Source organism: Comamonas aquatilis, assembly GCF_965139575.1.
GTDB lineage: Bacteria > Pseudomonadota > Gammaproteobacteria > Burkholderiales > Burkholderiaceae_C > Comamonas > Comamonas aquatilis.
In genome coordinates this window covers 281109-304100 of sequence record NZ_CBCSIW010000003.1, presented here as the reverse complement: position 1 = coordinate 304100, position 22992 = coordinate 281109, and the positions used below count along the sequence as shown (strand labels likewise).

Annotated in this window: 22 protein-coding genes; 7 read left to right on the top strand and 15 right to left on the bottom strand. The window is 60.9% G+C overall.

The window, feature by feature from the left end; all coding sequences use genetic code 11:
- The first annotated feature begins 165 nt into the window (after positions 1-165).
- Positions 166-1203 carry a DctP family TRAP transporter solute-binding subunit gene (locus ACNAZA_RS06455; protein WP_415795649.1) on the top strand — a complete coding sequence of 346 codons (1038 nt, stop codon included), beginning with the start codon at positions 166-168 and terminating at the stop codon, positions 1201-1203.
- 163 nt (positions 1204-1366) lie between these two features.
- Here the strand turns inward: ACNAZA_RS06455 and ACNAZA_RS06450 are convergent, their stop codons facing one another.
- A complete protein-coding gene (locus ACNAZA_RS06450) occupies positions 1367-2308 on the bottom strand; it encodes a 2-hydroxyacid dehydrogenase (RefSeq protein WP_415795648.1) in 942 nt (313 codons plus the stop codon).
- A 110-nt stretch (positions 2309-2418) separates the two neighbouring features.
- Complete coding sequence (locus ACNAZA_RS06445) at positions 2419-3339, bottom strand: tripartite tricarboxylate transporter substrate binding protein (protein ID WP_415795757.1); 921 nt, start codon at positions 3337-3339, stop codon at positions 2419-2421.
- Between ACNAZA_RS06445 and ACNAZA_RS06440 the strand changes: the two genes are divergently transcribed.
- A complete protein-coding gene (locus tag ACNAZA_RS06440; protein WP_415795761.1) occupies positions 3293-3448 on the top strand; it encodes a hypothetical protein in 156 nt (51 codons plus the stop codon). The two genes, ACNAZA_RS06445 and ACNAZA_RS06440, sit on opposite strands and share 47 nt — an antisense overlap.
- Positions 3449-3563: 115 nt before the next feature.
- On the opposite strand, the gene ACNAZA_RS06435 is transcribed toward ACNAZA_RS06440, so the two are convergent.
- Positions 3564-4247 carry a Crp/Fnr family transcriptional regulator gene (locus tag ACNAZA_RS06435; protein ID WP_415795647.1) on the bottom strand — a complete coding sequence of 228 codons (684 nt, stop codon included), beginning with the start codon at positions 4245-4247 and terminating at the stop codon, positions 3564-3566.
- A gap of 50 nt (positions 4248-4297) precedes the next feature.
- On the opposite strand from ACNAZA_RS06435, the gene ACNAZA_RS06430 reads away from it, so the two are divergent.
- From ACNAZA_RS06430 to ACNAZA_RS06415, 4 genes are read left to right on the top strand one after another with little or no spacing between them, the layout of a single operon-like run.
- Positions 4298-4873 (top strand): thiamine pyrophosphate-binding protein, encoded by a 576-nt coding sequence (locus tag ACNAZA_RS06430; RefSeq protein WP_415795646.1) that lies wholly within the window; start codon positions 4298-4300, stop codon positions 4871-4873.
- A 6-nt stretch (positions 4874-4879) separates the two neighbouring features.
- Positions 4880-5509: a thiamine pyrophosphate-dependent enzyme gene (locus tag ACNAZA_RS06425; RefSeq protein ID WP_415795645.1), complete on the top strand. Its 630-nt coding sequence runs from the start codon at positions 4880-4882 to the stop codon at positions 5507-5509.
- Complete coding sequence (locus ACNAZA_RS06420) at positions 5509-7140, top strand: GMC family oxidoreductase (protein WP_415795644.1); 1632 nt, start codon at positions 5509-5511, stop codon at positions 7138-7140. Before ACNAZA_RS06425 ends, ACNAZA_RS06420 begins: the two co-directional genes overlap by 1 nt.
- A 23-nt stretch (positions 7141-7163) precedes the next feature.
- Complete coding sequence (locus tag ACNAZA_RS06415; protein ID WP_415795643.1) at positions 7164-8141, top strand: Bug family tripartite tricarboxylate transporter substrate binding protein; 978 nt, start codon at positions 7164-7166, stop codon at positions 8139-8141.
- Between the two features lie 92 nt (positions 8142-8233).
- On the opposite strand, the gene ACNAZA_RS06410 is transcribed toward ACNAZA_RS06415, so the two are convergent.
- The gene (locus tag ACNAZA_RS06410; protein WP_415795642.1) at positions 8234-10033 is read right to left on the bottom strand and encodes an ABCB family ABC transporter ATP-binding protein/permease; all 1800 of its coding nucleotides are present in this window, start codon (positions 10031-10033) and stop codon (positions 8234-8236) included.
- 87 nt (positions 10034-10120) lie between these two features.
- On the opposite strand from ACNAZA_RS06410, the gene ACNAZA_RS06405 reads away from it, so the two are divergent.
- On the top strand, positions 10121-10591 hold the full coding sequence (locus ACNAZA_RS06405; RefSeq protein ID WP_120971559.1) for an acyl-CoA thioesterase: 471 nt from the start codon (positions 10121-10123) through the stop codon (positions 10589-10591).
- A gap of 104 nt (positions 10592-10695) precedes the next feature.
- Here the strand turns inward: ACNAZA_RS06405 and ACNAZA_RS06400 are convergent, their stop codons facing one another.
- The 11 genes from ACNAZA_RS06400 to slmA all read right to left on the bottom strand — a co-directional run bounded on the left by ACNAZA_RS06400 (position 10696) and on the right by slmA (position 22809).
- A complete protein-coding gene (locus tag ACNAZA_RS06400; RefSeq protein WP_415795640.1) occupies positions 10696-11292 on the bottom strand; it encodes a bactofilin family protein in 597 nt (198 codons plus the stop codon).
- A 269-nt stretch (positions 11293-11561) separates the two neighbouring features.
- On the bottom strand, positions 11562-12068 hold the full coding sequence (locus ACNAZA_RS06395; protein ID WP_415795639.1) for a thioesterase family protein: 507 nt from the start codon (positions 12066-12068) through the stop codon (positions 11562-11564).
- Between the two features lie 130 nt (positions 12069-12198).
- Entirely contained in the window at positions 12199-12987 is a 789-nt protein-coding gene (locus ACNAZA_RS06390; RefSeq protein ID WP_415795638.1) for an enoyl-CoA hydratase, read from the bottom strand.
- 58 nt (positions 12988-13045) lie between these two features.
- Positions 13046-13879 (bottom strand): acyl-CoA thioesterase, encoded by an 834-nt coding sequence (locus ACNAZA_RS06385; protein WP_415795637.1) that lies wholly within the window; start codon positions 13877-13879, stop codon positions 13046-13048.
- Positions 13880-13917: 38 nt separating this feature from the next.
- The gene (locus ACNAZA_RS06380) at positions 13918-14856 is read right to left on the bottom strand and encodes an alpha/beta hydrolase family protein (RefSeq protein ID WP_415795636.1); all 939 of its coding nucleotides are present in this window, start codon (positions 14854-14856) and stop codon (positions 13918-13920) included.
- 14 nt (positions 14857-14870) lie between these two features.
- A complete protein-coding gene (locus ACNAZA_RS06375) occupies positions 14871-16067 on the bottom strand; it encodes an acetyl-CoA C-acyltransferase (protein ID WP_415795635.1) in 1197 nt (398 codons plus the stop codon).
- Between the two features lie 170 nt (positions 16068-16237).
- Complete coding sequence (locus ACNAZA_RS06370; RefSeq protein WP_415795633.1) at positions 16238-18640, bottom strand: 3-hydroxyacyl-CoA dehydrogenase/enoyl-CoA hydratase family protein; 2403 nt, start codon at positions 18638-18640, stop codon at positions 16238-16240.
- A 69-nt stretch (positions 18641-18709) separates the two neighbouring features.
- A complete protein-coding gene (locus ACNAZA_RS06365) occupies positions 18710-19150 on the bottom strand; it encodes a DUF2147 domain-containing protein (protein WP_415795632.1) in 441 nt (146 codons plus the stop codon).
- Between the two features lie 57 nt (positions 19151-19207).
- Positions 19208-21004, bottom strand: a complete 1797-nt coding sequence (locus ACNAZA_RS06360) for an acyl-CoA dehydrogenase C-terminal domain-containing protein (protein WP_415795631.1) — start codon at positions 21002-21004, stop codon at positions 19208-19210.
- 67 nt (positions 21005-21071) lie between these two features.
- Entirely contained in the window at positions 21072-21887 is an 816-nt protein-coding gene (locus ACNAZA_RS06355; RefSeq protein ID WP_415795630.1) for a TetR/AcrR family transcriptional regulator, read from the bottom strand.
- A 226-nt stretch (positions 21888-22113) separates the two neighbouring features.
- Positions 22114-22809 (bottom strand): nucleoid occlusion factor SlmA, encoded by a 696-nt coding sequence (gene slmA / locus ACNAZA_RS06350; RefSeq protein WP_120971567.1) that lies wholly within the window; start codon positions 22807-22809, stop codon positions 22114-22116.
- Positions 22810-22992: the final 183 nt, after the last annotated feature.

The following is a 22992-nucleotide window of genomic DNA, read 5'->3' as shown; positions in this document are numbered from 1 at the left end:
TGCCTAGGCGGCCCCGCCGCTTCCCCTTTCTCTTCGGAAGAGGGACGACACCAGCGCGGCGGGGCGGCCCTTGCGCGGTGTCTGCTGACATGAATCATGCTTGTTCAAAAAGCAGTGCTCTCAGGTAAACAAGCACTGCAAGATTTCTTAAAAGGAGACAACTCAATGAAACTGCGCACATTCCTGACCTCCGCCGTGGCGGCCGCTGCGGCCCTCGCCTTTGCTTCGCCCATGGCCATGGCAGAGACCAAGTACAAGAGCGAGTACCGCATGTCCCTGGTGCTCGGCACGGCCTTCCCCTGGGGCAAGGGCGGCGAGCTGTGGGCCAACAAGGTGCGCGAACGCACCCAGGGCCGCATCAACATCAAGCTCTACCCCGGCACCTCGCTGGTGCAGGGCGACCAGACCCGTGAGTTCTCGGCTCTGCGCCAGGGCGTGATCGACATGGCCGTGGGCTCGACCATCAACTGGTCGCCCCAGGTCAAGTCGCTGAACCTGTTTTCCATGCCCTTCCTCTTCCCCAATTTCAAGGCTGTAGACGCCGTGACCCAAGGTGAAGTGGGCCAGGAAATCTTCAAGACCCTGGAAAAAGGCGGCGTCGTGCCCCTGGCCTGGGGCGAGAACGGCTACCGCGAAATCTCCAACTCCAAGCACGCCATCAAGACGCCGGCCGATCTCAAAGGCATGAAGATCCGCGTCGTGGGTTCGCCCCTGTTCCTGGACACCTTCACCGCCCTGGGCGCCAACCCCACGCAGATGAGCTGGGCCGATGCCCAGCCCGCCATGGCCAGCAGCGCCGTGGACGGCCAGGAGAACCCCATCGGCGTGTACATGGCCGCCAAGCTGCAAACCGTGGGCCAGAAGCACCTGACCATGTGGGGCTATATGAACGACCCGCTGATCTTTGTGGTGAACAAGGAAGTGTGGAGCAGCTGGACGCCTGCCGACCAGGCCATCGTCAAGCAAGCCGCGCTGGATGCCGCCAAGGAAGAAATCGCCATTGCCCGCAAGGGACTGGTGGAAGCCGACAAGCCTTTGATCAAGGAACTCACCAGCCTGGGCGTCACCGTCACCACCCCGACGGCAGCCGAGCGCGAAGCCTTTGTGAAGGCCACCCGCCCCGTGTACGACAAGTGGAAGAGCCAGGTCGGTGCACCTCTGGTGGACAAGGCTGAAAAAGCCATTGCCGCCAGCCAGAAGTAATCTGAGCTGCCCATGAAAAATCCCCGCCGGAGCAATCCGTGCGGGGATTTCTTATTGCTATCACCAGCAGAGCGTGTAGCGCTTTCTCTGCCTTGATCTCAAAATGAATCCACCCTGAAATCAAGCCATATCAAGCGCATAAAGCTTTTAAATCAATAGCAGATCAGATGGGCGACACCAGCGGCTGGCCATCGAGATAACAGCGCATATTGGCGATGAAACGGTCCACCGAGTTCTGCACCGCCTCGGGCGACCAGCCGGCCACATGGGGCGTCAGCACCACGGCATCCAGCTCCAGCAGCTCCTGCGGCGGCAGCGGCTCGCTTTCATACACATCCAGCCCCGCACCGGCCACGCGGCCGCTGCGCACCGCATCGGCCAGGGCCTGGGTATCGACCACCGAACCGCGCGCGATATTGACCAGAAAGCCCTTCTCGCCCAGCGCGTTGAGCACCTCGGTGTTGATCAGGTGCGAGGTGCCGGCACCGCCAGGCGTGGCCACCAGCAGCACATCAGCCCAGGCGGCCAGCGCCAGCAGGCTATCGAAGTACTGATGGCTCACGCCTTCGCGCGGTTTGCGGTTGTGATAGCCCACAGGCATATCGAAGGCCGCAGCGCGCTTGGCGATCTTGGCCCCTATCGTGCCCAGTCCCACAATGCCCAGCCGCTTGCCCGACACATTGGGCGGCAGCGGCAAGGCCGAGCGCCAGGTGCCGGCGCGCGTGGCCTTGTCATAACGAACGATGCCGCGCACGGCCGCAATCATCAAGCCCATGGCGTGATCGGCCACACACTCGTCATTCGTGCCTGCGCCATTGCCCACCGCAATCCCATGCGCCTTGGCATAAGCCACGTCGATGTTCTCGTAACCCGCACCCATGGCACAGACCAGCGAGAGCTTGGGCATGCGCTGCATCTGGGCCGCCGACAGGCCCGTGGAGCCAATCGTGCACACGCACAGCACGCGCGCGCCATGCGCCGCTATGGCGGCTTCGCACTGATCGGCCTCGGGGGCATAGATCATGTCAAAGTCGGGAAAGCTCTGCTCCATCTGCTGCAGATGGGCGGGAACTTGGAGATTCAGAACTAGCAGGGCAGGTTTCATGGCTCAAAGGGCCGGCCTGGTACACAGGACCGCGCCATCACAAAAAAGCCATTGTCTGCCCTGTACAGACTCCTCACACAAACGGCCGTGAATGGGCTTACGCTGCCGCGTCAGCCAGCTATCTCGGCCCGAATACTGGCGTCCTGAGCCACTTTGTTCATCCATGACCAATCCGCCTTGAGCAAGGTCGAAAAGTTGTCGGAATTTGCGCTGGTCAATATGGTCGCGCCTCTTTCGTCCATGCGCAGCTTCATATCCGGCTCGGCCATCACCTTCACGATTTCCTGCCTCAGTTGCTCGATCACGGGCAAAGGCGTTCCTTGGCGAGCAGCCAGACCACTCCAGAACTCCATGGGCGGCACGTTGACTCCCTGCTCCTTCATGCTTGCCAGATCTGGCAGAAACGCGCTCCGTTCATCGGACAGAACGCACAGAGCCCGCAGCATGCCTTTTTGCACAAAGGGCAAGGCAGAAGACATTACGCAAGGCACAAAGTCCAGCTCTCCTTGCACCAAAGCGGTGATGGCATCCGGCATTCCCTTGAAGGGAATATGGGTGAACTCGGCGCCTACGGAGCGGCTGAGCATGGTGACCCATAAATGCTCCAGCCCACCCGTGCCTAACGAGCCGAAATTCAGCTTGCCTGGCTTCTTTTTGGCAAATGCAATCAGCTCGGCAAAGGTTTTAAACCGCGATTGCGCCGGAACCACGAAAAGCGTTGGCGTCTTGCTGTATTGCGTGATCAACGCCAGAGACTTCAGCATGTCATAGCGCTTCATCGTGACCTGCGAAGCCAGCATGCCCGTATTGATGGAGATGAGCGTTTGTCCATCCGCCGGAGCCATGGCCAGCGCCTGCATGCCGATGACAAAGCTGCCACCGGGTTTGTTATCCACGATGACGGGCTGCTTCAGCCGGTGCTGCAAGCTGTTTGCGATCAGGCGCGTGCTGATATCTGCCGACCCTCCGGCCTGCAGAGGAACAATGATTTTCAAAGGGCGGCTAAAAGCGCTTGATTGGGCCCAAGCCATGCGAGGGATCGCCTGTGATGCCAGCGCCGTGGCGATCAAAGTGCGGCGTCGAATCATTGCCAAGGTGCTCTCCTTTCAAGCCGATCTCGCCAAGCCAGAGGATTTCTGACTACCCAGACGAGAGGATTGCTTGCAGTGGAGAGCAGTCTCGACACCCTAGTCGGATGCGTCAGTCGGCGACCCGACAAACCGCTTGCGGACAAACCATAGGCCGTAACCGGCCTTCACTCCAAATCGGTAGCCAGCTGCGCCAACTTTGCTTGATCCTGGATGTCGATGCGACCTCGTCCGATTCCGACCATTCCCTGGCGCTCCAGCCGCTTGAGCTCCACATTGAGGCTCTGCCGGGTGATGCCCAGCATATCGGCCAGGTCGGCTTGGGTCATGACCAAGGTGTGAGGCCCAGGGCCTCGAACCTGGGACAGCAGCACGCGTGCAAGACGGCTTGGCATCGCCATGAGCGTCTGCGCGGCCAAGGCTTGGTAAGTCTCGCGGGCTCTTGCACAAAGCAGGCGAATGATCTGGTCATTCAGCTCAGGATAGGTGCGCATTGCCAGTCGTAGCTCCGCCTGCGGCACGCGCACGAGTTCACAGGCTCCGCGCGCAACCGCATCATGAATCGCTTCGGAATCCTCCAGCACCGGAATCAGACCAAAGACCTGACCGGGCTCCTGCCGGTTGATCACATGGCGCTTGCCCTGTGCATTGGTGATGCTCAGCTCAAGCACGCCTTGCGCAGGAATCAGCAAGTGCGTCATCTGGTGACCGCGCCAGGTCACGGTGCTTCCATCCGCCACCAGCTCCAGCGTTGCATGTGCAGCAAGGTACTGGAGAGCGGCTTCACTGCAAGCACTCAACCAAGAGACGTTGGCTAGAACCTTCTGGATGCGAACCGTGGCGTCATGCATTACGAACAAACCCTCAATAGCTGTGTCGGGGGACAGACTGACTGAGAGAGATGGCGTTCGCATACTGCGCAGACCTTCAACTCAGTGACAAGCAATCCGTGACCTCAACATTTCCCTCAATTACAGCCTCCGTGGCCGTTAGCGCACTACAGCGTGCGGGCGTTGATCATGTGGTCACCGTTCCTGACTGGGTGCAATTATCACTGCACTCCCATCTACAAAAAACACCGGGCATTCGCATGCTCAATGCCTGCAACGAGAACCAATGCGTCACCACCGCCGCAGGTTTGAGCATTGCCGGTCGCAAGCCTCTGCTGGTCATGCAGAACCAGGGGCTCTACAACTGCATCAACACGCTGCGTGCTGTTTGCCTGGATGCGCAAATCCCCTTGGTTTTTATAGTGGGACAGTTCGGACGCGAGTTCAGCAACATCGGTCAGGATCCCAAGCAATCGCGTCGCACCATGGTCCGCATCATGGAACCGGTGCTCGATGCGTTGGACATTCCCTGGATCCGCTTGGACAGCGATGCAGATGTCGGCCAGATCGAAAAAGCCTACGAGATTGCACATCAGCGACGAACGGCTTCGATTCTGATCGTCGGCGCACCCATGTCCTGGAGATAAGTCATCATGATGAACATGCAACAAGCCTGCGGTGTCGTCGCCGCGCAGCGCAGTGAAGACTCTCTGCTCATCGCAACCATGAGCGCCATGCGGGCCTTTGATTTTTTGGAGGCTGACCCTGCCTTTGTCAGCCCCGCCCCCAAGGCGGCAAGACTCAGTTCCGTGCCACTCATGGGAGGTGCCGCAGGTCTGGGACTGGGGTTGGCACTGGCCAAACCAGAGCGCAAAGTGATTGTGGTCGATGGAGATGCCAGCTTGCTGATGGAACTCAGCAGCCTGGTCACCGTGTCTCAGGCAGGTGCTGGCAATCTAATCCATCTGCTGATCAAGAATGGCACCCAGTTCACGGGCCTGGCCAATCTGGATGCACCAGCGACGGATTTCAATTTTGCGGAAGCAGCGCGCAACGCCGGATACCGGCATGTGTACACCATAGAAGATGCTGCAGCCTGGGAAGCGCGCTTCGCGGAAATACAAAACTTTGCGGGGCCGGTCTTCGTGGAACTGAAAGTCGAACCATCACCCAGCCGTGCAGAGCCAGGGTTCGAGCAAGCAGAAATGCCGGACTATCAATTTGAACGCATGGGCATCGAAGCACGCGCCATGCAACAGTTGCTGAATGCCGAGGTGCTGTGATGAACGAGTCTGAATCCTTCGACTACATCGTCATTGGCGCCGGCTCTTCAGGAGCAGCCGTAGCACGGCGCTTGGCTGAACACCCTGGTACTCGCGTACTGCTGCTGGAAGCGGGTGCGCCACGCCACAAGGACTTCTGGGTACGTGTGCCACTGGGAATTGGCAAGCTTTTGACGAACCCCAAATATGTGTGGCCTTTCCATACCGAACCGCAGCCTCAGCTGGGCGGCCAATCGATTTACTGGCCTCGCGGCCGCATGCCAGGCGGCTCCAGCTCGGTCAACGGCATGATTTTCGTGCGCGGTGAGCCGCGTGAATTCGATCATTGGCGCGAATTAGGCAACGCCGGCTGGGGATACGACGACCTGTTGCCCTATTTCCAGCGACTGGAATCCTATCGCTTCGGCGATGCCTCCCTCAGAGGTCGTGATGGACCCATAGGTATTACGAACCTGGCGGATGATCCTCATCCACTAGGCGCGGCTTTTGTGCAGGCTTGCGAGCAGGCTGGAATTCCTCGAACGCCTGACTACAACGGACGATCCTATGAGGGCGCCTCTTTTCTGCAACTGAGCACACGCTCCGGCCAGCGCTGCAGTACGGCACGTGGCTATCTGGATTCGGACATTCCTGCCGGACTTGAGCTGCGCACACAAGCTCAAGTCTTACGCGTCCTGTTCGAGGGAAAGCGCGCCGTAGGCGTGGAATACCTGCAAGGCGGGCAGCGCCGAGAGGTCCGTGCGCGCTCGGAAGTTATCTTGTCCGCAGGGCCTATCAAATCTCCTCAGTTGCTGGAGCTTTCGGGCGTTGGGCAGGCAGAACGTCTTCAGGAACTGGGTGTACCCGTCATCGCCCACTCCCCAGGCGTTGGAGAGAACCTGATCGATCATCTGCAAGCTCGCATCACTTTCGAAGCAAGCCAGCGAGTCACGCTCAATGAAATCATTTCAAGCCCTTGGCGCCAAGCCTTGATGGGGGCGCAATACCTGCTCACGCGGCGCGGCATGATGACCTCGCCGTCGGCCACTGCCCATGCCCTGGCACGTACGGCGCCAGGACAAAGCCGTCCCATGGTGAAGATTCAAATGCACCACCTGAGCGGAGCCGATCGCTACTCTCGCACCAAGGGTGCAGGGTCGGACCAGTTCCCCGGGTTCGGCATCGGACTGTTTCAGCTACGGCCGAGCTCGCGCGGCTGGATTCACGCAAAGTCGCCCTCGGCACTGGATGATCCGGCCATGGATCCTTGCTACTTGAAAGCCGCCGACGACGTGGAGGTCATGCTTTCAGCGCTGCGCCTGGCCCGAAAAGTGGTGGAACAGCCGTCGCTGGCCAGCTTTGTGAAACGCGAGACCCGGCCAGGCATTGACGTGCAATCGGAAGATGAATTGCTGCAATACATACGCAGCTGCGGGCAGACCTCCTGGCATCCGATTGGAACTTGCAAGATGGGGACAGAGGCCGATCCGAACGCCGTGGTTGATTCTGCTTTGCGCGTACGTGGCACCCAAGCCTTGCGTGTCGTGGACTCTTCCATCATGCCCACCATGCCTTCATCAAACACCAATGCCGCATCGATTGCGATTGGCGAAAAAGCCGCCGATCTGATCTGGGAAAACGCGAACCGTTAGCCGTCATGACACAGAAAATCATCATGAAAAAAATCTTCATGCGTTTGAGCGCCATTGCCTCGCTCTGCTGCATTTCACTGACCGCCGCGGCGCAAGGCGATGCAAGCTATCCCACACGCCCCATTCGACTCATTGTTCCCGCGACTGCCGGGGGTGAGCCAGACATCTTGGCCCGCCTTCTCGCTCAGTACATGACGACAGACCTGGGGCAGCCCATTGTCGTGGACAACAAAGTTGGAGCCGGAGGACTGATTGGCGTGGCCTCGGTTGCCGCGGCAAAACCTGATGGGTATACGATCGGCATCGTGTACCAAGCGGTGCTGGCCTTGTCTCCACATCTGATCGTCAAAAAACTGTTCGACCCGCTGACCGACATCAGCCCCATCGGCCTCATTTCGGTCTCAGGAAATGCTTTGATGGTGCCGACGAAATCGCCCATTGGCTCATACGCCGAGCTGGCCAGCCGCGCCAAAGCCAATCAGGGAAAACTCAGCTTCGGCTCATGGGGTGAGGGCAGCGCGGGCCATGTGAGCGGCGAGGTAATGAAGAAGTCCGCAGGATTGGATATCCAACATATTCCCTACAAAGGCTCCAACGAAGCACTGATGGGCATGCTGAGCGGAGAGATCAACGCCACTTTTGGCGGCTGGGGCCTGGCATCTACACAAGCCAAGGCCGGTGCGGTACGGGTGCTGGCTGTGACGTCCCCGCAGCGCTCCCCCATGTTCCCCGATGCCCCAACGTTCAAAGAGCTGGGCATCCCCTTCGGCCTTAACTCCTGGTATGGGCTTGTGGCACCCAAAAACTTGTCGACGCCGGTGCTCAAACGATTGGAAGGTGCTTTGCAAAAAGCCGTCAACCAAGCTGAAGTTGCGACAAAACTTCAGGGTATGGGAATGCAGTCGCAGTCATCCACGGCGGCCAAGCTGCGCGATCGAATACATAACGACTACGACATCTGGGGCAAGAAAATCCACGAAGTTGGAATTCAAGCCCGATAGCCGCAGGACAGCCTTTTAATCACACAAAACCAGCTGCACATCCATCCAAGCCAGGGTTCAATCAGCGCCGCTCTAACACGGCGCGCGCACGCCTAGCTCTCGGCATCCTCCACTGCATTCTGCAAATTCCACATGCTGGCATAGCGCCCGCCTTCGGCCAGTAGTTCCTCGTGCGTGCCGCGCTCGATGATGCGACCGCTGTCCATGACCAGGATCTCGTGGGCATCGACCACGGTGGAGAGGCGGTGGGCAATCACCAGCGAGGTCTTGCCCTGGGCGGCAGAGCGCAACTCGTTCTGGATGGCGCGCTCGTTGGCGCTATCTAAAGCGGAGGTGGCCTCGTCAAAGATCAGAATCGGCGGGTTCTTGAGCAAGGTGCGGGCAATGGCCACGCGCTGCTTTTCCCCACCCGAGAGTTTGAGACCGCGCTCGCCCACGCGGGTGGCATAGCCTTGCGGCGTGCTGTGAATGAAATCGTGAATCCGCGCCGCCTTGGCGGCAGCTACCACCTGCGCATGCGAGGCACCGGGCTGGCCGTAGGCGATGTTGTATTCCACCGTGTCGTTGAAGAGCACCGTGTCTTGCGGCACGATGCCTACGGCGCCGCGCACGCTGGTCTGCGTCACCTCACGGATGTCCTGGCCGGCAATCCGTATCTGGCCGCCCTGCACGTCATAGAAACGAAACAGCAGGCGCGCCAGCGTGCTCTTGCCGGAGCCCGAAGGGCCGACCACGGCCACCGTCTTGCCGGCGGGAATGGTAAAGCTCACGTCATGCAGGATGGGCCGCGCCGGGTCATAGGCAAACTGCACGTTCTCAAAGCGCACCTCCGGCGGCGGGTTGCTGATCTGCAGCGCCAGCGCGCCCGGCCGGTCGGCCACCTCGCGCTCCTTGTCCATGAGCAAGAACATGCGGTCGAGATCGGCCAGGCTTTGCTTGATCTCGCGATAGATCACGCCCAGAAAGTTGAGCGGAATATAGAGCTGGATCATGAAGGCGTTGATCATGACCAGATCGCCCAGCGTCAGCCGCCCATCGACCACGCCTTGCGTGGCACGCCACAAAATTGCCACCAGCGCCGAGCCGATGATGAGCTGCTGACCGCAGTTGAGCATGCTCAGCGTGGTCTGGCTCTTGAGGCGCACGCGGCGCAGTTTTTCCAGGTTTTCGTCGTAGCGCTCGGCCTCGAATTTTTCGTTGTTGAAGTACTTGACGGTCTCGTAGTTCAGCAGCGAATCAATGGCCTTGGTATGGGCGGCAGACTCCTGCGCATTGGCCTCCTTGCGAAAGCGCGTGCGCCACTCGGTCACCGTCACCGTGAAGAAGATGTAGAACACCAGCGCCGACAAGGTGATGACGGCAAACCACACATCAAAGCGCAGGGCCAGAATGCCCAGCACCAGACCCATCTCGATCAGCGTGGGCAGGATGGAGTACAGCGAGTACGAGATTAGCGACTCGGTGCTGCGCACACCCCGCTCTATGTCGCGGGTCATGCCGCCGGTCTGGCGCTCCAGGTGGAAACGCAGCGACAGAGCATGCAGATGCTCGAAGGTGGACAGCGCAATCGCACGCGACGTGCCTTGCGTGGCCTTGGCAAAAACCAGATCGCGCAGCTCGGTAAACATGGTGCTGGAAAAGCGCAGCAAGCCATAGGCCACCAGCAAGCCCACGGGCACCACCAGCAAGGCCTGGGCCTGACCGGATTTAATATCCAGGGCATCCACCAGATGCTTGAGCAACACCGGCACGCCCACGTTGGACAGCTTGGCGCCAATCATGAAGAGCAGCGCGGCGATCACGCGCCATTTGTACTGCCACAGATAGGGCAGCAGACGCCCGAGTGCATTCCAGTCTTTGGATTTTTCAGTTTGCGCAGCAGATGCTGCCATGGAATCTAAGGGTAAATCCTTAGAGCTACCGCTGTCACGACGCATAGAGGACAATTCAAGGAGTTTTGTTTTCCCCCGATTGTGCACATGCCGCCACGCCCAGACCTTCCCTCCCAACCTTTGCCCGAAGATAAGGAACTGGTACTCAAAGTCGTGCCCATGCCCGCAGATGTCAACGCCAATGGCGATATCTTCGGCGGCTGGGTCATGGCCCAGGTGGACCTGGCGGGCTCGGTTTTGCCTCAGCGCATCAGCCACACCCGCATGGTGACGGTGGCGGTCAACGAATTCATCTTCAAACAGCCTGTGCGCGTGGGCGACATCCTGTCCTTTTATGCCGGCGTGCAGCACGTGGGCCGCACCTCGGTGACGGTGAATGTGGAAGTGTTTGCCGAGCGTTTTTCCGATCAGGGCCACTATGTGAAGGTCACCGAAGCCCGCCTGACCTATGTGGCCATCGATGCCACGGGCAAGCCCCAGGCCCTGCCCGACACGCCCCAGACCCGCGCCTGGCGCGAAAAGCTGGACAAGCAAAGCGCCGCTGCCAAAAAGGATTGAGCACGCCTGCCCTGGGCATCAGCTGCAATCACCCGCGTGGGCCGATGCCCCATGAAAAAAGCGACCTAGACAGGTCGCTTTTTTGTTGGCTGGCAGCAGTGCGCTCAGGCGGCAGACACGGCTTGTGCCACGCTCTCCACCGCCACGGGCTTGGCAGCGAACAGGGGGGCGGTCTTGCCGCTGATGCCGGCTTCGATCTGGCCGGACAGCTGACCGCCCTCCTCGATCACCACCTTGCCATAGCGGATCTTGCCGCTGACCTTGCCGGTGCCAAAAATCACCAGCTTCTCGCGCACGGTCAGCGTGCCGTTGAACTCGCCACGAATTTCGGCAATATCAATCTCGGCCGTACCGTGAAAAGCGCCCTGCTCGGCAATGCGGATGACGCGCGAGTTCATGGTCGCCTCCACCGTGCCTTCGACCACCAGGGTGTCGCAGTCGGTGATTTCCACGCCCTTGAGCTTGATATTGGGGCCTACCGTGAGCTTGCTGCCGCCCATATCGGGGGCTGCGAAATCAGGCACCGAGACCGGGGCCGCCACAGGCACTGAAGTGCTGCGTGCATTGGAGGCAAGATTGTTCACACCTGCAGGGCCGGCTCCGGCCAAGCTGCTGCCGGAGGGAGTCAAGCCCGGTGTGGTGCTACGGGGGGGGAAAGTGTCGGTATCGCGCTTGCCAAAAAACGGGTTCTGCACAGCCATGCCTGAATCTCCTTGTCAGAAAAACCGTATCCTAGGCATGACAAGTGGCTACAACTGCCGCCATCTCGCAATATCGGTAACCAAACCATTCACTTGTAGCATGTACTTGCAAGCATTGCCTGATCTCACCAAATGAAGGATTTCGCTGCATCCTGGCGGCGCCAAACCGCAACGCTTTCAGATTGATAGCTGGCTGCGATTGCACTGCCCTAAAAATTCCATCAATCTCAATTGAAGTCATTGATCTGAATGCGCTTGCAGCTATCGTTTCAGGAGACGATATAGGCCGCAGACCCCACGGACAGCAACTCGCCCGCTTCCGACAGAAACTCCATGCGCGTATTGGCCACGCGCGAGCCCAGGCGCAGCACCTCGGCACGCAGCAAAAACGCCTTGCCGATGCCGGGCCGCATATAGTCCACGCGCAAATCAATCGTGCCCAGACGCGAGAAACGCTGTAGACGTTGCTGGGGCGTGTCCTCCATATGCCGCGCCGCAATGGCGGCCATCACCGCCAGGCCGCCCATGGAGTCCAGCCCCGCGCTGATGACGCCGCCATGAATGCGCTCATATGCCGCATGACCGATGAGATCGGGCCGCATGGCGATATGACCTTGCACCAGCGTGGGCGTGATGTCAGCAATCTTCAGGCCGATGGTCTGATTGAAGGCCACGCGCAATTCGAATATCTCGCGCAAACCGGCGACAAATTCAGGCTCGAACTCAGCGGCCGCCGCCTGGGCCTCTTTGCGATGCGTCGTGGACTTGGATGTCATGAAGAAACCGCTGGTTGGATGAGCCGCCAGCAACTGGCGGCTTGGTATCGCTCAGATTGAAGTCAGGGTGGCGTTTTTGATGAAAACATCCATCCTCACTGCGTTCGCCCCGCTTGCGCGGAGCTTGACTTCAGCAGTTGCTGAAGTCTGGATGGCGTTTTTCCATGAAGGCGGTCAGGGCTTCTTTGGCTGCGGGTTCGCGCAGCATGCGGGCAAAGCTGGCGCCTTCTTCCACGATGCGCTCGCTCACCGCCTTGGCCTGGCCGCCCTTGAGCAGGCGCTTGGTCTCGATCAGCGAAGACAGGGGCTTGCGCGCCAGCTTCTTGGCCTGGGCCTGGGCCAGTCCGTTGCATTCATTGGGCGGCACGACGCGGTTGACCAGACCCACTTCCAGCGCCGCTTCGGCCAGGAAGGGCTCGCCCAGCAGCAAGGCTTCGGCTGCGCGGTGATAGCCCAGCATCTGGGGCAGCAGCAGGCTGGAGGCAGCCTCGGGGCACACACCCAGGTTGATAAAGGGCAGAGAAAAGGCGGCGTTGTCGCCGGCGTAGACCAGATCGCAATGCAGCAGCAGCGTGGTGCCGATACCCACGGCCGGGCCGCACACGGCAGCGATCAGCGGCTTGGGAAAGGCCGACACTTCCTGCAGAAAGCGCCACACCGGAGCCTCGGCACCCATGGCGCCGGGGTTGGAGGCCTGCTTCAGAAAATCGCCGATGTCGTTGCCGGCGCTGAAGATGGCGATATCGCCCTGGAACACCACCACGCGCACGGCCGCATCGGCCTTGGCCGCCACCAGCGCCTCGGCCATGCCGCTGTACATGGCTTCGGTAAAGGAGTTCTTCTTGTCCACGCGGTTGAAGGTGATGGTGCACACACCCTCTTCGGTATGCACGAGTAGGTCTTGCTTGGTATCGCTCATAAGTCTTTTCGGTAATGGGGGTGATAGGGAATCAAGAAGGCAGCCGCAGTCTTGCGACTCACTCCTTGTAATAGACGATCTGATGGCTGCTGGCCAGCATCACGCCGGCTTCGCTCCACAACTGGGCCGTCTGGTCGAAAAAGCCGTTGCGAAACTCCTGGCCGCGCGCCTGCGCCAGCAGCAGGCCTTCGCCCGCTGCGGCCAGCTCCTCGCGGCCGGCATGAAAGTACACCGTGATGGACACCGTGCCTGCAGGCACGCGCGCCGCGCGGCGCAACCATACCCGTGGAAAGAACACATCGGAGACGGCGGCCAACGATGCGAAATCCAGCGGGCGCGGTGGATTGTCGCGCACCCACAGCCGCGTCAGGCTGTCGCGCTCGGTACCGTCTTCCTTCATGGGCAGCATGCCGTCCACAAAACGCATCTCGTAGCGGTTGAGCCATTCCACCGCACCGACCAGTGCGGGCACGCGCTCAGCCTCGGCCGGGGCCTTGACCACAGGCATGGGCGCATCGCTAGCGCTCCAGGTCTGGCGGCGCAGAGCCGTCATGGCGGTGGCCGTGGTCACCACCTGCATCACCCCATCTTCTGCGGCCTGCTTGACGGTCAGCAACCAGTGCTGGGTCGAACGATTGGTACGCACCGGATTGGCATCGATCTCGAAACGCCCTGCACCCATGGCTGCAGCGTAGTTGACGGTGATGGACACCGGATCGCCCAGGCATTGCGGATGCTGCAGCATGGCTTGCACCAGCGCCGCCGCCGTGATGCCGCCATACGGCCCCACCATATTCCAGTAGTCCTGCGAAGACTGTCCCTGATACTGGCCGGGCACGCCGGTGGGCACCAGGGCAATGGCGCTATCGAATGGATGTGTGTTCGTGCTCATAGGCTTTCAGTGTTGCCCAAGGGCGGTCATGAATTGCGTCAAGCAGGTGACTCAAGCAGACCAAACAAGGGTTTGCCTGGACTGCGATCCGAGTGCCGCCATTGCTCGAGCAGGGGCAGCAAAGGCCGCCACAGTAGCTCACTCATTTCGGCTCGGAAATACCCCATATGGCCTATGCGGCCTGTGGGGGAAAGACGGGCCGGTACACGCTCCAACTGGCTGGGGGCGTTGCTATACCAGCCCACCAGGGATTGCGTGCTGGCCAGAGACATCATCTCGTCATCTTCGAACGAGAGGGCATGCAGCGGATAGCGGGCCGCCGCATAGGCATCCGCAGCCCATTCGCCCTCCACGCCTATGGCGTAGTCGGGATGCAGACACCAGCGCCGCCACTGCCACAGCACACCGGCAGGCAGGTCGCCCACCATGCCCAGCTTGCGGCCCGGAAAGCAACCCAGCAAGGCCGTGAGCACCGGTGCCACACCACACCAGAAAATCCGCACCACGCGTCGGGTGGGCGCAGCATTGTCACGCCAGTAACCGCTGCCGCTGCCCACAGAAAGCAGACCGTCTATCGGCAAAGGAATCGAGGCCAGGCCCGGCAGCTGCGAGCCCACGCTGTGGCCAATCCAGATCAGCGCCTGATCGGCAAACTGCTGCTTGATCTGGGCGGCGATCTGCTGGCAGTCCTGCACCCAGTCCAGCACATCGGCCCTGGCATCGCGCAGCGGGCCTTTGAGCGAGAGGCCCTGACCCCGATAGTCGAAGGTGGTGACGCCAAAGCCTTGCTCGGCCAGCCAGCGGGCAAACGGCTGGTAATAGCTTTGCGGCACGCCCATGGCGGGGGCCACCACGATCTGCGCCCGCGCTGCCGCCTGGGTGGGCTGGCACTGGCGCAGCACCAGATCGGCCATATGCGGGGAGACGGGCAAGGCCGTCTCCGTCCATTGCACTGCCTGAGGCGCAGACGGCTGCATCAGCGTCTCAAGACTCAGACGCGCTCAAAAATGCCGGCTGCGCCCTGACCCATGCCCACGCACATGGTCACCATGCCGTACTTGAGTTGCTTGCGGCGCAATGCATGGACCACGGTGGCGGCGCGAATCGCACCCGTGGCGCCCAGCGGGTGGCCCAGGGCAATCGCACCGCCCATGGGGTTGACCTTGGAAGCATCCAGACCCAGCGTGTTGATCACCGCCAGAGACTGGGCCGCAAAGGCTTCGTTGAGCTCGTACCAGTCGATATCCTCTTGCTTGAGGCCGGCATAGCGTAGTGCGGCAGGTATCGCCTCAATGGGACCTATGCCCATGATGGCCGGGGGCACGCCCCGGCTGGCATAGCTGACAAAGCGCGCCAGCGGCGTCAGGCCAAAGCGTTTGACGGCATCACCGCTGGCCAGGATCAGGGCGCCGGCACCGTCGCTGGTCTGTGAGCTATTGCCCGCCGTGACCGAGCCGCGCGCGGCAAACACGGTGCGCAGCTTGGCCAGGCCTTCCAGGCTGGTGTCGGGACGCGGGCCTTCATCCAGATTGACGCTGCGGGTGCTGACCACGGGCTCGCCGGTGGCGATATTCAGCGTGCGGTCCGTCACCTCGATGGGCGTGATTTCATCACTGAATTCACCGGCTTGCTGGGCCGCCATGGCACGGCGGTGCGATTCCAGCGCAAACGCGTCCTGCGCCTCACGCGAAACCTTCCACTGCTGGGCCACTTTCTCGGCCGTCAGCCCCATGCCGTAGGCAATGCCCACATCACCATCGCGCTCGAAGATGCTGGGCGAGAGGCTGGGCGCATTGCCCATCATGGGCACCATGCTCATGCTTTCCACTCCAGCGGCCACCATCACATCGGCCTCGCCCACACGGATGCGGTCGGCAGCCATGGCCACGGCAGAGAGGCCGGAGGCGCAGAAGCGGTTCACCGTGATGCCGCCGATGCTGTTGGGCAGGCCCGCGAGCACGGCACCAATGCGCGCCACGTTCAGGCCTTGCTGGGCTTCGGGGATGGCGCAGCCGCAGATGATGTCTTCAATGGCGGCCGGATCCAGGCCCGGCACCTGGGCCAGCGCCGCCTTCAACGTGGTGGCCAGCAGATCGTCGGGCCGGTAGTTGCGGAAATAGCCTTTGTGCGAGCGACCGATGGGCGTGCGCGTGGCGGCAACGATATAGGCGTCTTGGATTTGCTTCATGGAGATTGCTCCTTGATCTCAGTTATTTATCACTCCACCCGCCGGCCCTGAAAAGGACGCGTCCCAGAAGACTGGCGCACTCCAAACCAGGGACAGCAAGCAAGGGCCGCCCCGCAGCGAGGCTGTCGTCCCCCTATGGGGGAAGGCGCGAAGCGGCTCAGGGGGTCATGTCAGTTCCTTACCGGCTTGCCGGTGTTGAGCATGCCCAAAATCCGTTCATGGGTCTTGGGGTGAGCAATCAAATGGCAGAAAGCCTGACGCTCCAGCTTCATCAGATAGGCCTCATCCACCAGCGTGCCCGCATCGACGTCACCGCCGCAGACCACGTTGGCAATCAGTCCCGCCACATGCTGGTCGAACTCGCTGATAAAGCCGCCATCGCGCATATTGACCAGCGAGCCCTTGATGGTGGCAATGCCGCTGCGACCTGCCACCGGGAAGGGGCGCTTGAGCGGCGCACGCCAGCCGCCGGCGGCCATGGCCTTGGCCTCGTTGATGGCGACAAACAGCACCTCATCCTTGTGCGGCACCACAATGTCGCTATCGAGCAGATAACCGAGCTTGCGCGATTCGATGGCGCTGGTACCGACCTTGGCCATGGCGGCAGCGGTAAAGCCTTCGGTCAGGAAGGGCAGCAAATCCTTGCCGGTGCTGGTGGCGGCGTTCTCGGCCGCGCGGCGGGCCAGATAGGTGAGGCCGCCGGCGCCAGGCACCAGACCCACGCCCACTTCGACCAGGCCGATATAGCTTTCCATATGGGCCACGCGGCGGGCCGAGTACACGGCCAGCTCGCAGCCGCCGCCCAGCGCCAGCCCATGAATGGCCGACACCACGGGCACTTGCGCATAGCGCAGGCGCAGCATCAGGTTTTGCAGCTCTTGCTCAATGCTTTCGATGGCATCGGCGCCGCCGATCACAAAGGCCGGCATGGTGGCTTCCAGGTCCGCGCCCACGCTGAACGGCGTGTCGCCCGACCAGATGACCATGGCATCGAATTCACTCTCGGCCACATCCACGGCTTCCATCAGCGCTTCCATGACTTCGGGGCTGATGGCATGCATCTTGTTCTTGATGCTGGCGATCAATACCTTGCCATCCAGCGTCCAGGTGCGCAGCGCCTTGGATTCGGCAATCGTCGTGCCCGCGCTTTGCCAGTCGGGCAGATTGGCCTCGCCCAGCAGTTTTTCAGGAAACAGCTGTCTTTCGTAGACCGGCAGTACGCGGCGTGCTACGAATTTCTTAAGCGCCGGGCTCCACGAGCCCTCGCCCGTATGCACGCCACCGGCCTGGGCCACAGCTCCTTCGAACACCCACTTCGGCAAAGGCACCTGGGCCAGCGCCTTGCCGGTATCAATGTCCTCCTGGATCATCTGGGCCACTTCCAGCCAACCGGCCTCCTGCCACAGCTCGAACGGACCTTGCTTCATGCCAAAGCCCCAGCGCATGGCCTGATCCACATCGCGGGCGGATTCGGCAATCGTCTCCAGGTGGATGGCCGCGTAATGAAAGCTGTCGCGCAAGATGGCCCAGAGGAACTGGCCTTCCTTACCCTCGGCATTGCGCAGCAGCTTCAGGCGCTCGGCGGCCGGCTTTTTGAGCATGCGGCCATAGACCTCGTCGGCCTTGCCGCCGGCGGGCACATAGTCCTCGCTGTCCAGCTCGAACTGCAGGATGTCGCGGCCCACTTTCTTGAAGAAGCCGGCCTTGGTCTTCTGGCCCAGATTGCCCAGCGCGATCAGCTTGGCCAGCACGGGCGGCGTGCCGAAGTTGCCGTAGAAGGGGTCGGTCTCGAGACTGAGGTTGTCCTGCAGCGTCTTGACCACATGGGCCATGGTGTCCAGGCCCACCACATCGGCGGTGCGGAAGGTGCCGCTGGAGGCGCGGCCCAGCTTCTTGCCCGTGAGGTCGTCCACCACATCATAGGAGAGGCCGAAGTTCTCGGCCTGCTTGATGGTGGAGAGCATGCCGGCAATGCCGATGCGGTTGGCAATGAAGTTGGGCGTGTCGTGCGCGCGCACCACGCCCTTGCCCAGGCCCGTCGTCACAAAGGCTTCGAGCTGGTCCAGCACTTCGGCATTGGTGGTGGGTGTGTTGATCAGCTCCACCAGCGGCATGTAGCGCGGCGGGTTGAAGAAGTGGATGCCGCAAAAGCGCGGCTTGATGGCGTCGGGCAGTGCCTCGGACAGCTTGGTGATGGACAGGCCCGAGGTGTTGGATGCGAGCAGCGCATGCTTGGCCACAAACGGCGCGATCTTGTGATACAGATCGAGCTTCCAGTCCATACGCTCGGCAATGGCTTCGATGATGAGATCGCAGCCCTTCAAGAGCTTCATATGCTCTTCGTAGTTGGCGGGCTGAATCAGATCTGCATCTTCGGCCACGCCTATGGGCGAGGGCTTGAGCTTCTTGAGATTGGCGATGGCTTTCTCGGCAATCGAACTCTTGGGGCCTTCCTTGGCCGGCAAATCAAACAGGATGACCGGCACCTTGACGTTGACCAGATGGGCCGCAATCTGCGCACCCATCACGCCAGCGCCCAGCACGGCGACTTTCTTCACATTGAATCGGGACATGTGTGATGTTCCATTGAAGGCCAGCGCATGAGCGCACACGCGCCTACGCTGGCTGTTTTGTCTTGAGAATTATTGAACTCTGACCCAAGTCTGGGTGCGCCAGAACGGGCCGATGGAGCCGCGCACTTCCAGCTTTTTGCCGTCGTCCACCGGCGTCAGGCGCACGGTGTAGGTCTTGCCGTTTTCGGGGTCGAGAATCTTGCCGCCCTCCCAGACGTCTTTGCCCTCGGCCTTCTTCACACCGCTGATCAGCGTCATGCCCACCATGGGCTTGTCTTTCAGCTCATCCTTGCACTCGGTGCACAGCTGGTTGGGGTCGGCGCCCTTGCGCAGCAGGGCTTCGACCTTGCCGGTGAGCACGCCGCCAGATTCGCTGATCTTCACCTGCGCCTTGGGCGTGTTCTCTTTCTCGTCCATGCTGCGCCATGTGCCTACGGGCGTCATCTGCGCCCAGGCCGAAGCCGAGGCCAGAGTTGCTACGCAAAACAGAGCTGCTACCGCTTTATTCATATGGATCTCCATGCAAAAAGCATTTGAGTTGCAAGACCAAGGTGCGCCAGCTGCTATTTAAGCCAGAGCTGCATCGGTATCCATGAGGGACTTGCTGCCCGCACGTGCCGTGCGCATCAGCGTGGCGGTTTCGGGGAACAGCTTGGCGAAGTAGAAACGGGCGGTCTGCAGCTTGGCCAGATAGAAGGCGTCGGTATTGCCGCTGGCAATCTCGCGCAGTGCCACCTGGGCCATGCGGGCAAACAAATAGCCAAACACCAAATGACCTGCCACGCGCAGATAGTCCACGGAGGCGGCGCCCACTTCATCGGGGTTTTGCATGCCCTTGAAGCCGATTTCGGTGGTGAACTTGGTCATCTGATCGCCCAGCACGGCGATGGGCGTGATGAACTCGCTCATCTTCTCGTTGACGCCCTCTTCCTCCACCAGCTTGGCGATCAGCTTGCCGAACTTCTTGAGCGTGGCGCCCTGGTTGCCCAGGATCTTGCGGCCCAGCAGATCCAGCGCCTGCACGCCGTTCGTGCCTTCGTAGATCATGTTGATGCGGTTGTCGCGCACAAACTGTTCCATGCCCCACTCGGTGATGAAGCCGTGGCCGCCAAAGACCTGCTGGCTCAGCGTGGTCGCGGTCCAGCCGTTGTCGGTGATGAAGGCCTTGACGATGGGGGTGAGCAAGGCCACCAGCTCGGCGCTGTCCTTGCGCACTTTTTCGTCGGGGTGATTGAGTTCGGTGTCGATCAGCAAGGCGCTGAAAGTGGACAGGGCGCGGCCACCTTCGGCATAGGCCTTGGCCGTCATCAGCATGCGGCGCACATCGGGGTGGACGATGATGGGGTCGGCCGGCTTGTCCTTGGCCTTGACGCCGGACAGGCTGCGCATCTGCAGTCGGTCCTTGGCGTAAGCCAAAGCGTTCTGGAACGCTACCTCGGTCAGGCCCAGCGACTGGTTGCCCACACCCAGGCGCGCGGCATTCATCATCACGAACATGGCTTGCAGGCCCTTGTTGGGTTCGCCCACCAGGGTGCCGATGGCGCCGTCGATATTGATCTGGGCTGTGGCATTGCCGTGGATGCCCATCTTGTGCTCCAGCGCACCGCAGAAGATGGGGTTGCGCTCGCCCAGGCCGCCGTCGGCCTTCACATGGAACTTGGGCACCACAAACAGGCTGATGCCCTTGGAGCCCACGGGCGCATCGGGCAGGCGGGCCAGCACCAGGTGCACGATGTTGTCGGTGAAATTGTGCTCTCCGGCCGAGATGAAGATCTTGTTGCCGGTGATCTTGTAAGTGCCGTCGGCCAGCGGTTCGGCCTTGGTGCGCAGCATGCCCAGGTCGGTGCCGCAATGCGGTTCGGTCAGACACATGGTGCCGGTCCACTCGCCGCTGGTCAGCTTGCCCAGATAGGTTTTTTTCTGCTCGGGCGTGCCATAGGCGTGCAGGGCTTCGTAGGCGCCGTGCGAAAGGCCGGGGTACATGGTCCAGGCCTGGTTGGCGCTGTTGAGCATTTCGTACAGAGCCGAATTCAGCACCATGGGCAGGCCCTGACCACCGTACTCAGGATCGCAGGACAGAGCAGGCCAGCCGCCTTCGACGAACTGGGCATAAGCCTCCTTGAAGCCCTTGGGTGTGGCGACCTCATGGGTGGTCTTGTCCAGCGTGCAACCTTCGGCATCGCCGCTGATATTGAGCGGGAAGGTCACCTGGGCAGCAAACTTGCCCGCCTCTTCCAGCACGGCGTTGATGGTGTCCACATCCACCTCGGCATGCCTGGGCATTTGCTGATAGGTCTCGGTGACCTTGAAGACCTCGTGCATGAGGAATTGCATATCGCGCAGAGGCGGGTTGTAGCTGGGCATTTGTCTCTCCTGTGATGATGGGTTGTGCGTTGAATGGTGGCTTGAATGTCGCGGCGACCGGCCTTGGTCAGGCCGCTGGCGGCTCGCTGGCGTAGCGGGCCAGAATATTGTTGAAGCCCGCTTGGGCGCGTTGCAGCGAGCCTTCGCTGTGCAGAAATCTGGCCTCGTAATGCAGGGCCAGAATCAGGCCGTGGATTTCGAACAGCAGCTGGTTTTCGTCCACATCGGCGCGCAGATCGCCGCAGTCTTTGCTCTGCACAATCGTGCGGCGCATGGCGGCATGCCAGGTGCTGACGGATTCGACCAGCGCATCGCGCACGGGGCCGGTGCGGTCATCGAATTCCACGGCGCCGCTGATGTAGATACAGCCCGAGTCAATCTCGATGGAGGTGCGCTTCATCCAGTTGTCAAACAGTGCCCGCAGACGCGGAATGCCGCGCGGAGCATCGAGAGCCGGGTAGAACACTTCCTGCTCAAAGCGGTCGTGGTACTCATGTACCACGGAGATCTGCAGCTCCTCGCGCGAGCCAAAATGGGCAAACACGCCGGACTTGCTCATGCCGGTCAGCTCGGCAATAGCGCCGATGGACATACCTTCCAAGCCGATGTGCGTGGCCAGATTCAGCGCCGCCTCCACAATCGCAGCCTTGGTTTGCTGGCCCTTGGGCAGGGCGCGGCCCGATTTAGCGGCACGGCTTTCGAGTGCCAAGCTCTCCTGGGCCTCAGTGTTGTCCACGGCTTGCGCAGTTGCGGCCACTTTGCGAGACTTGCTCACCGCATTGCCAGCAGCGTCGGCAACATCCGCCTGGCGCCTTGAAGCACGACCAGGCGCATGGGCTGCAGCACGGGCAGAGTTGGAACGGGAGACGGACGACGAAGCCATGAAAAATCCAATAAAACGAACGTTCGTTCTATTTTGCACAAGTTCTGCCGCAACTCCGAGTGCCTCAAGGGTAAATACCTAAATAAAAAAGCCCCTGGCTTTCCCGCTCCCTCCTCCGCTTTCAGCTATTCCCGCCGGCATCACACCGCTGCTGGATCCGCCATGAAAAAACGCCGCCAGCCTTGCGGCTGCGGCGTTTTTGAAAGACATGAAGCGATCTTGCTGCTTACACGACCACCATCATGGCCAGGCTGGAATCAAGATGTTCGGTAGGCAGGCGGCGGAAGCCCGAGCGAGCATAACGCTGCAAACGTCCCAAAGCAAACGAAGCCAGCACGCTGGCAGCCACCGAGGCCTCGGCCGTAGGCGCGGCCGAGCCCATGGCACCGGCTGCAGGGCGCAGGCACTGGCGCAGCGTGGATTCGATGCGGTCAAAGAACTGGTTCATGCGGGCTTGCAAACGCTCGTGTTCGAACACGATGGCATCGCCCACCATCACGCGCACCATGCCGGGATTTTTCTCACCAAACTGCAGCAGCAGGGCAATCACGCGGTTGGCATTGCGTGCACCTTCGATGGCGTCATGCGGCGCGTCGGGTACATCGCGGCCCACGATCTGCTGCACCAGCGTGAACACGGACTGCTCGATGAACTCGATCAGGCCTTCGAACATCTGAGCCTTGCTGGCAAAGTGACGGTACAAAGCCGCTTCGCTGACACCCAGATGGGCGGCCAGCGCAGCCGTGGTGATGCGATCGGCACCGGGCTTTTCCAGCATGGCAGCGAGAGCCTGCAGGATTTGCTCGCGACGCTCGCCAGGCTTGGGACGTTTGCGAGCCGGGGCCATGGCAGGAGTTGCGGACAAGTCCTCCGCTGCATTGTCAGGATTGGATACGGGTGACAGAACTTCAGACTCAGACATAGGCGATTCAATATTTATAACAATTTTCTCACAGCCTGTTGCGCTGATAAGCACAAAGCTGCCCCTCTGTCGGCAGGTTGTCAGGCAGCCAAGCTCATTGGAAATTGCTTGCAACTGATTTGCAATGCTCCCGCTGCCCTTGGATAACCGCCGCGCTCACCAATCTTCAAGGTTAACCGAGAA